Origin of the sequence: Xanthomonas sp. NCPPB 1638, from assembly GCF_041475635.2 — a bacterium.
GTDB lineage: Bacteria > Pseudomonadota > Gammaproteobacteria > Xanthomonadales > Xanthomonadaceae > Xanthomonas > Xanthomonas cucurbitae.
Window position 1 is genome coordinate 3,048,647 of sequence record NZ_CM192984.1, and the last position, 12,022, is coordinate 3,060,668.

Genomic DNA, 12,022 nt, shown 5'->3' on the forward strand with positions numbered 1-12,022 from the left:
TCAACCGCCGGACCCCGTTCTCACCGATTCGTGCCGATGCCCTACTCTCCCCTGCAGCACCTTCCCGCCGACCTGATCGAGCGCGCCGCGCGCATCCGCCTGGCCTGCTTCGACGTCGACGGCACCCTGACCGACGGGCGCCTGTACTACGACCATGCCGGCAACGAGAGCAAGGCGTTCAACGTGCTCGACGGCCAGGGCCTCAAACAGCTGGAACATGCCGGCATCCAGGTCGCGCTGATTACCGCCCGCGCCAGCCTGTCGGCGGAAAAGCGCGGCCAGGACCTCGGCCTGCACGTGCAGATCGGGGTCAAGAACAAGCGCCTGGCGGTGCTGGCGCTGTGCCAGGAGCATGGCCTGTCGCTGGACCAGGTGTTGTTCATGGGCGATGACCTGCCCGACCTGCCGGCGCTGCTGGCGGTCGGCCTGCCGGTGGCCCCGGCCAATGCGCACCCATGGATTGCCGAACGCGTGCAATGGCATACCCGCGCCCGTGGCGGCGAAGGCGCCGCCCGCGAGGTCTGCGATACGGTGCTGGCCGCACAAGGCCAGGTTGAAGGCATCATCGAAGGGTTCTGCGCATGAACTGGAACTGGCGAACCACGCTGGGCGTGGTGCTGTTCGTGGCGGCGGTGGTGTCCGGCTGGTCGGCATGGCAGCAGCGCGCGCGCCCGACAGCGGTGGCGGTGGACCAATCACAGGCCGACTACGTGCTGCGCGACTTCGAACTGATCGCGCTGGACAAGCAGACTGGCAAGGAGTCGGTGACACTGCGGGCGCCGGAGATGCACCGCAACCGTGCCGACCGCACCTCGGAGGTCACCACCCCGGTGTTCCTGCTGCCCGACAACGCCAACCAGCCGTGGACGCTACGCGCCAAGACCGGCTGGATCAGCCCCAAGGGCGACGAGCTGAGGCTGCGTGGCAATGTGGAGGGCGACAGCCCGACCACTGGCCCGACGCCCCCGACCACCTTCCGCAGCGAGAGCCTGGACGTGTTCCCGCAGCAGAACCTTGCCAAGACCGCTGCACCGGTGACCATGACCCGGCCGGGTATCATGCAGAGCGGAGTTGGCTTCGAAGCCGATCTCAAGTCACGCCAGTACAAGCTCCTTTCCCAGGTCAAGACCCGTTATGAACCGAATGCTGCCCGCTAAACTGGCGTTTGCCGTCCTGCTGCTGCCCGCGATGGCGCTGGCCAAGACCAGCGATCGCAACCAGCCGATGGCCATCGACTCCAACGCCAACGATTGCAACATGCTCGACGACAGCGGCAAATGCCGCTTCACCGGCAATGTGGTGATTACCCAGGGCACGCTGGAAATCCATGCCGACACCGCCGACATCTTCCAGAAGGACGGCCAGACCGAGCGGGTGGTCCTCACCGGCAAGCAGGCCACGCTCAAGCAGCAGATGGACGACGGCTCGATGATGAACGGCCAGGCCGACAACATCGAATACAAGGTCGCCGACGAAATCATCATCCTCACCGGCAACTACAAGGTCGATTCGCCCAAGGGCACCAACGCCGGCCAGCGCATGGTCTACAACACCAAGACCGGCAACATGCAAAGCGGCGGCGACGGCAGCCGCGTGCGCACCATCATCCAGCCGAAGAACGCCGCGCCTGCGGCACCAGCACCGGCGCCGGCCGCCAAACCTGCAGCCAGGCCGGCCACCAAGCCGCAGGGGAACAAGTAATGCTGGTCGCCACCGGTCTGCGCAAGAAGTACAAGCAGCGCGAAGTGGTCAGGGAGTTCGGGCTGACGCTGGAAGCCGGCGAAGTGGTTGGCCTGCTCGGCCCCAACGGCGCCGGCAAGACCACCTGCTTCTACATGATCGTGGGCCTGGTCGAGGCCGATGCCGGGCGCATTGAACTGGACGGACGGGACCTGACCACCGAGCCGATGTACGCCCGCGCCAAGCTGGGCGTGGGATATCTGCCGCAGGAACCCTCGATCTTCCGCAAGCTCACCGTGGCCGACAACATCCGCCTGGTGCTGGAGCTGCGCGAGGAACTCGATAACGCCGGCCGCGAGAAAGAACTGGTCTCGCTGCTGGAAGAATTGCAGATCACCCACGTGGCCGATCAGCTCGGCGCCAGCCTCTCCGGCGGCGAACGGCGGCGCTGCGAGATCGCGCGCGCACTTGCCGCAAAGCCACGCATGATGCTGCTGGATGAGCCGTTTGCCGGCGTGGACCCGATCTCGGTCGGCGAAATCCAGCGCATCATCACCCACCTCAAGGACCGCGGCATCGGCGTGTTGATTACCGATCACAATGTGCGCGAAACCTTGGGAATCTGCGACCGCGCGTATATCCTCGCCGAGGGAGGCGTGCTGGCGCAGGGGGCACCGGACGCGCTGCTCGCCAATCCCGACGTCCGTCGCGTCTATCTGGGGGAGACTTTCCGCCTTTGAGCGTGTCGCCGCGCCCACATCCCGTCCAGTCAGTGTCTGCATGAAAGCCAGGCTCCAGACATCGCTAGGACAGCAGTTGGTCATGACGCCGCAATTGCGTCAGGCGATCAAGCTATTGCAGATGTCCAGCACCGAGCTGGAGCTGGAACTGGCCGAAGCGGTGGAGACCAACCCGCTGCTGGAGTGGGCCGACGAAGCCGCGCACGCGGCCAGCCAGGCGCCGGCCGAATCCGCATCGTCCTCCAGCGACGATACCCGGCACGAAGACGCCGCCCCTGCCGAACGCGACGACGACTGGTCGCAGGACGAGCTGCAATGGACAGGTTCGGGAAGCGGCGGCAGCTTCGACGACGACGACTCCGGCGATGCCGTCGAACGCGTGGCCGACTCCGAGACACTGGCCGACCATCTGCTCTGGCAACTTCACCTGTCGCCGCTGTCGCCGCGCGACCGCCAGATCGGCGCGACCCTGATCGACGCGCTGGACGAGGACGGCTACCTGCGCGAACCGCTATCGACCATCCTCGAGACCCTGGCACTGGGCGCGGCGGTCGATGAGGCCGAAGTCCTCACCGTGCTGCACCAGATCCAGCGCTTCGACCCGGTCGGCGTGGGCGCCCGCACCCTGGGCGAGTGCCTGGCATTGCAGCTGGCGGTGCTCGACCCGGCCACCCCGGGCCGCGCGCTGGCGCTGCAGATCGTGGCCGGCCCGCTGGAACGGCTGCCGCGCAGCGGCGTGGCCGGCCTGGCGCACGAGCTCAAGCGCCCGGCTGCCGACGTGGAACAGGCGGTGCACCTGGTGCGCTCGCTGGACCCACGCCCGGGCAAGCAGATCGGCGAGCTATCCCAGGACACCTATGTGGTGCCCGACTGCGTGATCTGGCGCCAGCGTGGAGTCTGGCGCGCATCGCTGGCCGGCCGCTCGCAGCCCAAGGTCACCATTCACCGCGGTTACGAGAACCTGATCCGCAGCTGTGGCGAGTCCGACGCCGGCTATCTGCGCGGCCAACTGCAGGAAGCGCGCTGGCTGCTCAAGAGCCTGGAGGCGCGCGGCGAGACCTTGTTACGGGTGGTGCGCTGCCTGCTGCAGCACCAGGCCGGATTCCTGGAATTCGGTGCACAGGCACTGCGGCCATTGACCCTGCGCGAGATCGCCGGCGAACTCGGCCTGCATGAATCGACCATTTCCCGCGCCATTGCCCGCAAATACGTGCGCACCCCGCGCGGCACCATCGCGTTGCGCTCGTTCTTCGCCTCCGGCATCGACACCGACAGCGGCGGCGAAGCCTCCAGCACGGCCATCCAGGCCATGATCCGGCGCCTGATCGAGGCGGAAAACCCGCGCAAACCGCTATCTGACGCCAAGCTGGCCGAGCTGTTGAAGACTTCCGGCGTACCAGTGGCGCGGCGCACCGTTGCGAAGTATCGTGAGGCCATGAACATTTCCGCCTCCCACGAACGCGTGCGCATCGCCTGACGTTGCAATCACCGCAACGCCGGCGCGTGCCGGGTTTGCCGGAGTACCGGAACGGTTCATTGGCCCACCGACCAATGGAGGTATCCGATGCGTATCGAGACGTATGGCCACCAGCTTGAAGTGACCCCCGCCCTGCGGGAGTACGTGGCAAGCAAGCTGCAGCGACTGCAGCGCCATTTCGACCAGCACTGCGAAGTCCGAACGCAGCTGGCGGTCCAGAAACCGGACCATCACGTGGTCGCCACCGTCAACCTCCCCGGCCGCACCCTGCACGCCGACGCCAGCGGCTCCACCATGTATGCGGCCATCGACCTGCTGGTGGACAAGCTCGACCGGTTGGTGCTCAAGCACAAGGAAAAGAAATGTAACCACCACGCGCGCGAGGTGCGCGACAATCCCGCATGACGCTTCCCGCTTGATGCCCTCATGCCCTTAACCGATCTGATGGCGGCCGTGCGCACCGTGGTGTCGCCGGCCGCCGATCGCGACGCCCTGCTGCATACCGCCGCCGAGCTGCTGTCCTGCCGCCAGGCCGGCACCGACGAGCTCTACGCCAACCTGTGCGAGCGCGAGGCCTTGGGCAGCACCGCCATCGGCCATGGCATCGCCATTCCACATGGCCGATGCTCCAATCTCACCGAACCACGCGGCGCCCTGTTGCGACTGGAGACCCCAGTTGCCTTCGGTGGCGGCGAGCCGGTGGACCTGGTGTTTGCGATGGCGGTACCGGCGCACTACACCCACCAGCACCTGATGCTGCTGTCGGAACTGGCAGAATGCTTTTCCGACGCCGGTTTTCGCCAACGGCTACGCGATGCGCCCGATGCGCAGGCCCTGTTGGCCCTGCTCAACGACGCCCCGCTCGCACAAGCCGGCGCGGCATGAATTCCGCCATTACCGCACGCGAACTGTTCGACCAGCAGCGCGACAAGCTGGCGCTGCGCTGGGTGGCCGGCCTCAAGGGCGACCAGCGCCAGATCCAGGCCGGTAGCAACAATGCCCGCCGCCCCTCGCTGGCCGGCTATCTCAACGTGATCTACCCCAACAAGGTGCAGATCCTGGGCAGCGAGGAGTTGGCCTGGCTGGATTCGCTGGATGCGCGCCAGCGCTGGGAGACCATCGAGAAGATCATCCAGGTGCAGCCGCTGGCGCTGGCGATCAGCAAGAACCAGTCCTGCCCGGAGGATCTGCGCGCAGCCGCCGACGAATCCAATACGCCGCTGTGGATCTCGCCCAAGCGCGGCCACGAGCTGCTCAACCACCTCTCCTATCACCTGGCGCGCACGCTGGCGCCGCGGGTCACCCTGCATGGCGTGTTCATGGAGATCTATTCGATCGGCGTGCTCATCACCGGCGAGGCGGGCTCGGGCAAGAGCGAGCTGGCGCTGGAACTGCTCAGCCGTGGCCACCGTCTGGTGGCCGACGATGCCCCCGAATTCACCCAGATCGCGCCCGACGTGCTCGACGGCACTTGCCCTGAACTGCTGCAGGACCTGCTGGAAGTGCGCGGCCTGGGCGTGTTGAATGTGCGCGACATGTTCGGCGACACCGCCGTGAAGAAGAACAAGTACCTGCGCCTGATCGTGCACCTGACCCGGCCGATGACCGAGCCCACCCCGTCCGGCTACGAGCGCCTGACCGGCGATTCCGGCAGCCGCCATGTGCTGGACCTGGACGTGCCGCTGATGACCCTGCCGGTGATGCCCGGGCGCAACCTGGCGGTGCTGACCGAGGCGGCCACGCGGCTGCATATCCTGCGCACCAAGGGCATCGACCCGGCGGCGATGTTCATCGCCCGCCATAGCAACCTGCTGGAGCGCCGCATCCCATGAATACGGCGCCCTCCTCGCTGATGATCGTGAGCGGGCTGTCCGGCTCGGGCAAATCGGTCGCGCTGAAGACCTTCGAAGACCTGGACTACTACTGCTCGGACAACCTGCCGGTGGAGCTGCTGCCGGATTTCGTGAAGAGCCGCCTGCGCGGCAATCCGATCGGCGACCAGCGGCTGGCGGTGGGCATCGACGTGCGCAGCCGCAGCGACCTGACCCAGCTGGCACAGTGGCGCCAGGCCGCGCAGGAATACGGCATCGAGGCGCGCCTGCTGTTCTTCGAAGCCAGCGATGAAGCACTGGTCAAGCGCTACGCCGACACCCGCCGCCGTCATCCGCTGAGCCATCTTGGCCTGGCACTGCCGGAGGCGATCACCCGCGAGCGCCAGTTGACCGAGCCGCTGCGCACGCAGGCCGATGCCATCATCGACACCAGCGCGCTCAACGTGCACCAGTTGCGCCGCCGCGTGGTCACCGAATTCGCGCTCGGCTCCAACGACCGGCTGTCGCTGCTGTTCGAATCGTTCGCCTACAAGCGCGGCGTGCCGGCCGAAGCCGATTTCGTGTTCGATGCGCGCGTGCTGCCCAACCCGCATTGGGACCCGGTGCTGCGCCCGCTCACCGGCCGCGATGCCGGCGTGCGCGACTACCTGGACAACGAAGCGGACGTGCAGCGCTACAGCGCGCAGATCGTGGACCTGCTCGACACCTGGCTGCCGCGCCTGCGCAACGACACCCGCAGCTATGTAACCATCGCCTTCGGCTGCACCGGCGGCAAGCACCGTTCGGTCTACATGGCCGAACGCATGGCCCGGCATGCGCGCGAACAGGGCTGGCCGGAAGTGGCGACGTTTCATCGCGAGCAGGATTGAGGGGCTGGGAGTCGGGAATCGGGAATCGTAAGAGCGGTATCCGGGGGTCTATTGCTGCATGCGCTCGCGGAGAAGTCGCGGATGCCAGATCGTTTTTGAATCTGGTTGTTCGTGGGTGGCTTGGGTTGGGTGGGTGCTGTGGCAAGTCGCCGCGCTGCATCCGGCGCTGCTGGATTGCTGATCTGCCTGAAACGTTGCTTGGCGCTTTCGCGCTATTTGCTCGCGACGTTGCGTTCAAGGCCTGGCTGTGGCATCGGTCATGCGTCGCCCTACTCCCCTGCCCCTGTCGTAGGTACTGCAGCGCTCGCTTGCGAGTTGGTCTGCCTTGGCAATGCTGCCTACATCACGGATCGGTGCACCGCAGGCTGAAAAACGCGGTCGCTGCGCAGGGCCACACCGGTCGCTGCGATGGAGCTAAACGGCTATTCAGTTCGCAACACATCGGTGCGGGCAAACGCTATCGCGTAGTCATGCCGACCTGTTAACGTCTGGACATGGCCTGTGGCATTCTCCTCATTACTCATCCCGGCATCGGCGCAGCGTTGTTGAGCGTGGCGACGGGGCTGTTGCGGCATTTGCCGCTGAAGACCGAAGCGTTCGAGGTACCGTTCGATGCAGACCTGGACGCCTTGCTGCCCCAGGCCTCGTCGGCAATGCGACGGGTCGACAGCGGCGACGGCGTACTGGTCATGACCGACCTGTATGGCGCCAGCCCCAGCAATCTCGCCACCCGGTTGGCAAAGCTCGGCACGCCGGTTCGTCGCGTGTCCGCGCTGAGCCTGCCGATGCTGCTGCGGGTGATGAATTACCCCGAACAAGGTTTGCAGGAACTGCCCGCCACCGCGGCGGCAGGCACCCGCAACGGAGCGATCATCGACGATGCTTGAACGCGAACTCATAGTCTCCAACCGACTCGGACTGCATGCGCGGGCGACCGCCAAGCTGGTGCAGACGCTGTCGTCCTTTCGCAGCAATGCCACCCTGGCGGCCAAGGGCCGCGAAGTGAACGCCAAGAGCATCATGGGCGTGATGTTGCTGGCCGCCGGCCAGGGCACCAGCGTGGTGGTGCGGTTGGACGGCGAAGACGAAACCGAGGCCTTGCAGGCCCTGGTGGAGTTGTTCGAGCGCCGTTTCGACGAGGATAGCTGAGCATGCGCGGCGTCGGTGCCGTAGCGACCGACACGGCGCGGCTGCGCCAGGGCCACGCATGAGCCTGCGTTTGCGCGGGCACGCTGCCGCACGCGGCAATGCGCTCGGGCGCGCCCGTGTGCGCCAGAGCCACGCGCTGGAAGTGGCCGAGCAGCGCGTGCCGGCCAGCCAGGTGGAGGCGCAGTTGCAGCGCCTGCATACCGCCATCGAAGCGGCACGCGGCGAGATGCAGCAGTTGCGCGACCGCCTGCATGGCGCACTGGCACGCGAGGTGGGTGAATTCCTCGAACTGCATGCGCTGCTGCTGGACGACCCCGAGCTGTTGCAGGGGCTGGATGAGCTGATCCGCACCCATCGCTACAGCGCCGACTACGCCCTGCGCGTGCAACGCGACCGGCTGGCGGCGGTGTTCGACGGCATCGAGGACGCCTACCTCAAGAGCCGCATGGACGACCTGGACCATGTGATCGGGCGCATCCATGCGTTTCTGCATAAGCGCGCGCCGGATCTCAAGGGCGTGGCCGGCGAGATCCTGGTCTGCGACAACGTCGCCCCGTCCGAACTGGCGCAACTGCAGGCGCAAGGCGTGGTCGGCATCGTCACCACCGCCGGCAGCGCGTTGTCGCATAGCGCGATCCTGGCACGCAGCCTGCACCTGCCGCTGGTGGTGGGGGTTGGCGAGGCGTTGCAGCGGATCGACGATGGCGACGTGCTGATCGTCGATGCCGGCTCCGGCCAGGTGATCGTCGATCCCAAGCCCGAGCATTTGCGCGACTATCGCGAGCGCCTGCGCGCGCTGGCCAAGGAACAGCGCGAGCTGGGGCGGTTGCGCTCCAAGCCCACGCGCACGCGCGACAACGTCGACATTACCCTGCTGGCCAATGCCGAATCGCTGGAAGACGTGGCGCGCGCGCATGCGCTGGGTGCCAGCGGGCTGGGGCTGTATCGCACCGAATTCCTGTTCCTGCAGCGCAACGAACTGCCGGACGAAAACGAGCAATTCCAGGCCTACCGCGACACCGTGCTGGGCATGAGCGGCCGCCCGGTCACCATCCGCACCCTGGACCTGGGCGCCGACAAGGCCGACCGCACCGGGCTGACGCTGAGCGACGAGGACAACCCGGCGCTGGGCCTGCGCGGGGTGCGCCTGTCACTGGCCCGGCCGGCGGTGGCACAGACGCAGCTGCGCGCCATCCTGCGCGCCTCCGGCTACGGGCCGGTGCGCATCCTGGTGCCGATGGTCAGCGGCCGCGAAGAGATCCAGTTGCTGCGCAAGCAGCTGAAGAAGCTGAGCGTGCAGTTGCGTGCCGAAGGCCACGAGATCGCCGAGCACATTCCGCTGGGCGCGATGATCGAAGTGCCTGCCGCGGCGCTGGCGTTGGACTGCTTCATTGACGATATCGATTTCCTGTCGATCGGCACCAACGATCTGGTGCAGTACCTGCTGGCAGTGGACCGCAACAACGAGGCCCTGGGCGAGTTGTATTCGCCGTTGCATCCGGCGGTGCTGCGGCTGATCGCGCAAGTGATCGCCACCGGGCGTAGCTATGGCAAGCCGGTGGCGGTGTGCGGCGAAATCGCTGGCGATCCGCGCTTCGTGCCGATGCTGCTGGCGCTGGGGCTCACCGAGTTCAGCCTGCACCCGGCCACCTTGCTGGAAGTCCGCCGCGCCATTCGCGACATCCATCTGGGCGAGCTACGCGTGCATGGCGAAAAGTTGCTGCGCGCGCGCGACCGCAAGGGCATCGAGAAGTGGTTGGCGGCCATCGCACACGGCGGCAGCGGCAAAAGCAGCTAGCACAGCGCTGCTGCACCTCCTTCTCCCGCCTGCGGGAGAAGGTGCCCGCAGGGCGGATGGGGGGCCGCGCCGACACTGTATGTTTCGTCACCGTGTGCAAGCGATAATGCCGCGCTGACCCAGCACCGCGTCTTCCACTGACGCGTCCACTCTTCCGGGGAGCCGCGCATGGCCGAAGCCGTCCGCCACGACAAGACTGCGCGCCAGCTGCGATTGCTGTCCGACGCGCTGGACAGCGGACGCCTGGGGCCGGTGCGCCGGTTGGTCAATACGCTGGCGCCGGCGGAGATCGGCAACCTGCTCGAGTCGCTGCCGCCGGGCAAGCGCGAGGTGGTGTGGGGGCTGGTCGATCCGGAAGACGATGGCGAGGTGCTGCTGCACGTTGGCGACGAGGTGCGCGAAAGCCTGCTGGCCGACATGGACCCGGATGAAATCGTCGCTGCAGTCGAAGACCTGGACATCGACGACCTGGCCAACCTGGTCGAGGACCTGCCCGACACCGTCATCGACGAAGTGCTCAAGTCGATGGACCGCGAGAATCGCGAGCGACTCGAACAGGTGCTGTCGTATCCGGAAGACACTGCCGGGCGCCTGATGAATCCGGACGTGGTGACGGTGCGCGCCGACGTCAACGTCGATGTGGTGCTGCGCTACCTGCGCCTGCGCGGCGAGCTGCCCGACCACACCGACCACCTGTACGTGGTGAGCCGTCGCCACCAGTATCTGGGCCGCGTGCCATTGGCGGCGCTGGTCACCCACGAGGACAGCACCCCGGTCAACCGGCTGATCGACGACGAGCAGCCGGCCATCGACGTGGGCGACGGCTCGGACGAGGTGGCACGCCGCTTCTCCGACCACGACTGGATCTCCGCGCCGGTGGTGGACGACAACAACATCCTGCTCGGCCGCATCACCATCGACGACGTGGTCGACATCATCCGCGAGCAGGCCGAGCACCAGGCGTTGAGCGCCGCCGGCCTGGACGAGGACGAGGACATGTTCAGCCCGGCACGGCGTGCGTTCCGGCGCCGCCTGATCTGGCTGGGCATCAACCTGTGCACCGCCTTCCTGGCCTCCAGCGTGGTCAGCCAGTTCGAAGGCACCATCGAAAAATTGGTGGCGCTGGCAGCGCTGATGCCGATCGTGGCCGGCATGGGCGGCAACGCCGGCACCCAGGTGCTGGCGCTGATGGTGCGGGGCCTGGCCCTGGGGCAGATCGGCTCGTCCAACGTGATGACGCTGCTCAAGAAAGAACTCACCGTTGCACTGATTAACGGCCTGTGCCTGGGGATCGGGCTGGGCCTGATCGTGCTGGTGTGGTTCCGCCAGCCGATGCTGTCGCTAGTGATCGGCACCGCATTGACGGTGAACATGCTGACCGCCGCCTTCGGTGGCGTGCTGGTGCCGGTGACGCTCAAGCGCCTGGGCTTCGATCCGGCACTGGCCGGCGGGGTGATCCTGACCACGCTGACCGATGTGATGGGCTTTTTAAGCTTCCTGGGCCTTGCAACGCTGATCCTGCTGCGCTGACCGCGTGCAGCAGCGCGCCTGCCTGCCGGCATCGGCCATCTTGGCGATCGCATGAATCGACGGCAGCCACCGCCGCCGCGTGACGTGCCAGCACACGCGCATGCGGTAATACTGCAGGCCTGTATTCGAGGGAGAGTCGTGCGTGATCTTACGTTGCGTCGTACTTGGACTGCTTGCGTTGATGCTTGCCGGCTGCTCCAGCATGGGTGAGCGTCGGCAGGATGGCCGCAGCGGCCACTTCGTCAGCCGCACCCTGCAGATGGAAGGCCGGCTGTATCGCTACCAGGTATTCGTCCCGGCTGCCAAGGCCGCGCGGCCGTTGCCAATTGTATTGTTCCTGCATGGCTCCGGCGAACGCGGGGACAACGGACGCGACCAGGCCGAGGTCGGGCTGGGTCCGTACCTGAGTGCGCATGCCGATCGGTTTCCCGCATTGGTGGTGCTGCCGCAGGTTCCCGAGAACGAAGAATGGCTGGGGGTCAATGCGCGCATGGCGATCGCCGCGCTGGATGCGGCCAGTGCCGAATTCGCGGCCGATCCGCAACGCACCTACCTCACCGGCATGTCGATGGGCGGTTACGGCGCCTGGGAGATCGGGCTGATGCAGCCGCAGCGCTTTGCCGCGATCGTGCCCATCTGCGGTGCGCTGAAGGCGCCACGCGAGGAGCGCCGCACGCTCTACGTCAGCCTGGTTGCCAAGGAAGCCGACCCGTACACCGCAGCGGCCACCCAACTCAAGCAGGTGCCGATCTGGATGTTCCATGGGGCCAATGACGATTCGGTGCCGCCACACGACGACCGCGCGCTGTACCGCGCGGCCAAGGGCGTCGGCGCGAACGTGCGCTACAGCGAATATCCCGACGGCAACCACAATGCCTGGGACGTGACCTACGCGGACCCGGCGATGTGGGAGTGGATGTTCAAGCAGCGCCTGCGCTGAGCGTCGG

14 protein-coding genes are annotated in these 12,022 nt (G+C 66.6%); all 14 read left to right on the forward strand.

All coding sequences use genetic code 11. The annotated features are described in order from the left end of the window. Positions 1–36: 36 nt before the first annotated feature. The 14 genes from ACCQ13_RS13180 (at position 37) to ACCQ13_RS13245 (ending at position 12,015) form a co-directional block, all read left to right on the forward strand. Complete coding sequence (locus tag ACCQ13_RS13180) at positions 37–585, forward strand: KdsC family phosphatase (protein ID WP_159407321.1); 549 nt, start codon at positions 37–39, stop codon at positions 583–585. Next, a complete protein-coding gene (gene lptC, locus ACCQ13_RS13185; RefSeq protein WP_104603964.1) occupies positions 582–1,157 on the forward strand; it encodes an LPS export ABC transporter periplasmic protein LptC in 576 nt (191 codons plus the stop codon). The genes ACCQ13_RS13180 and lptC overlap by 4 nt, the downstream gene beginning before the upstream one ends. Beyond that, positions 1,135–1,701 carry a lipopolysaccharide transport periplasmic protein LptA gene (lptA, locus tag ACCQ13_RS13190; protein ID WP_104603963.1) on the forward strand — a complete coding sequence of 189 codons (567 nt, stop codon included), beginning with the start codon at positions 1,135–1,137 and terminating at the stop codon, positions 1,699–1,701. Before lptC ends, lptA begins: the two co-directional genes overlap by 23 nt. Continuing rightward, positions 1,701–2,420, forward strand: coding sequence for an LPS export ABC transporter ATP-binding protein (gene lptB / locus ACCQ13_RS13195; protein WP_104603962.1), 720 nt, complete (start codon positions 1,701–1,703; stop codon positions 2,418–2,420). The genes lptA and lptB overlap by 1 nt, the downstream gene beginning before the upstream one ends. Before the next feature lie 40 nt (positions 2,421–2,460). Beyond that, positions 2,461–3,897 carry an RNA polymerase factor sigma-54 gene (locus ACCQ13_RS13200; protein WP_159407322.1) on the forward strand — a complete coding sequence of 479 codons (1,437 nt, stop codon included), beginning with the start codon at positions 2,461–2,463 and terminating at the stop codon, positions 3,895–3,897. A gap of 87 nt (positions 3,898–3,984) precedes the next feature. Next, the gene (gene hpf / locus ACCQ13_RS13205; protein ID WP_104603960.1) at positions 3,985–4,302 is read left to right on the forward strand and encodes a ribosome hibernation-promoting factor, HPF/YfiA family; all 318 of its coding nucleotides are present in this window, start codon (positions 3,985–3,987) and stop codon (positions 4,300–4,302) included. A gap of 21 nt (positions 4,303–4,323) precedes the next feature. Further along, a complete protein-coding gene (locus ACCQ13_RS13210; protein WP_104603959.1) occupies positions 4,324–4,782 on the forward strand; it encodes a PTS sugar transporter subunit IIA in 459 nt (152 codons plus the stop codon). Beyond that, positions 4,779–5,729, forward strand: a complete 951-nt coding sequence (gene hprK, locus ACCQ13_RS13215) for an HPr(Ser) kinase/phosphatase (protein WP_159407323.1) — start codon at positions 4,779–4,781, stop codon at positions 5,727–5,729. The genes ACCQ13_RS13210 and hprK overlap by 4 nt, the downstream gene beginning before the upstream one ends. Then, entirely contained in the window at positions 5,726–6,598 is an 873-nt protein-coding gene (gene rapZ, locus ACCQ13_RS13220; protein ID WP_167526918.1) for an RNase adapter RapZ, read from the forward strand. The genes hprK and rapZ overlap by 4 nt, the downstream gene beginning before the upstream one ends. A 494-nt stretch (positions 6,599–7,092) precedes the next feature. Next, entirely contained in the window at positions 7,093–7,485 is a 393-nt protein-coding gene (locus tag ACCQ13_RS13225; RefSeq protein ID WP_104603957.1) for a PTS sugar transporter subunit IIA, read from the forward strand. Further along, the gene (locus ACCQ13_RS13230; RefSeq protein ID WP_104541854.1) at positions 7,478–7,747 is read left to right on the forward strand and encodes an HPr family phosphocarrier protein; all 270 of its coding nucleotides are present in this window, start codon (positions 7,478–7,480) and stop codon (positions 7,745–7,747) included. Before ACCQ13_RS13225 ends, ACCQ13_RS13230 begins: the two co-directional genes overlap by 8 nt. Positions 7,748–7,805: 58 nt before the next feature. Then, on the forward strand, positions 7,806–9,545 hold the full coding sequence (ptsP, locus tag ACCQ13_RS13235; RefSeq protein WP_104603956.1) for a phosphoenolpyruvate--protein phosphotransferase: 1,740 nt from the start codon (positions 7,806–7,808) through the stop codon (positions 9,543–9,545). Between the two features lie 168 nt (positions 9,546–9,713). Beyond that, positions 9,714–11,075, forward strand: coding sequence for a magnesium transporter (gene mgtE / locus ACCQ13_RS13240; RefSeq protein WP_104603955.1), 1,362 nt, complete (start codon positions 9,714–9,716; stop codon positions 11,073–11,075). 181 nt (positions 11,076–11,256) lie between these two features. Beyond that, positions 11,257–12,015 carry a carboxylesterase family protein gene (locus tag ACCQ13_RS13245; RefSeq protein ID WP_167527013.1) on the forward strand — a complete coding sequence of 253 codons (759 nt, stop codon included), beginning with the start codon at positions 11,257–11,259 and terminating at the stop codon, positions 12,013–12,015. The last annotated feature ends 7 nt before the right edge of the window (positions 12,016–12,022 follow it).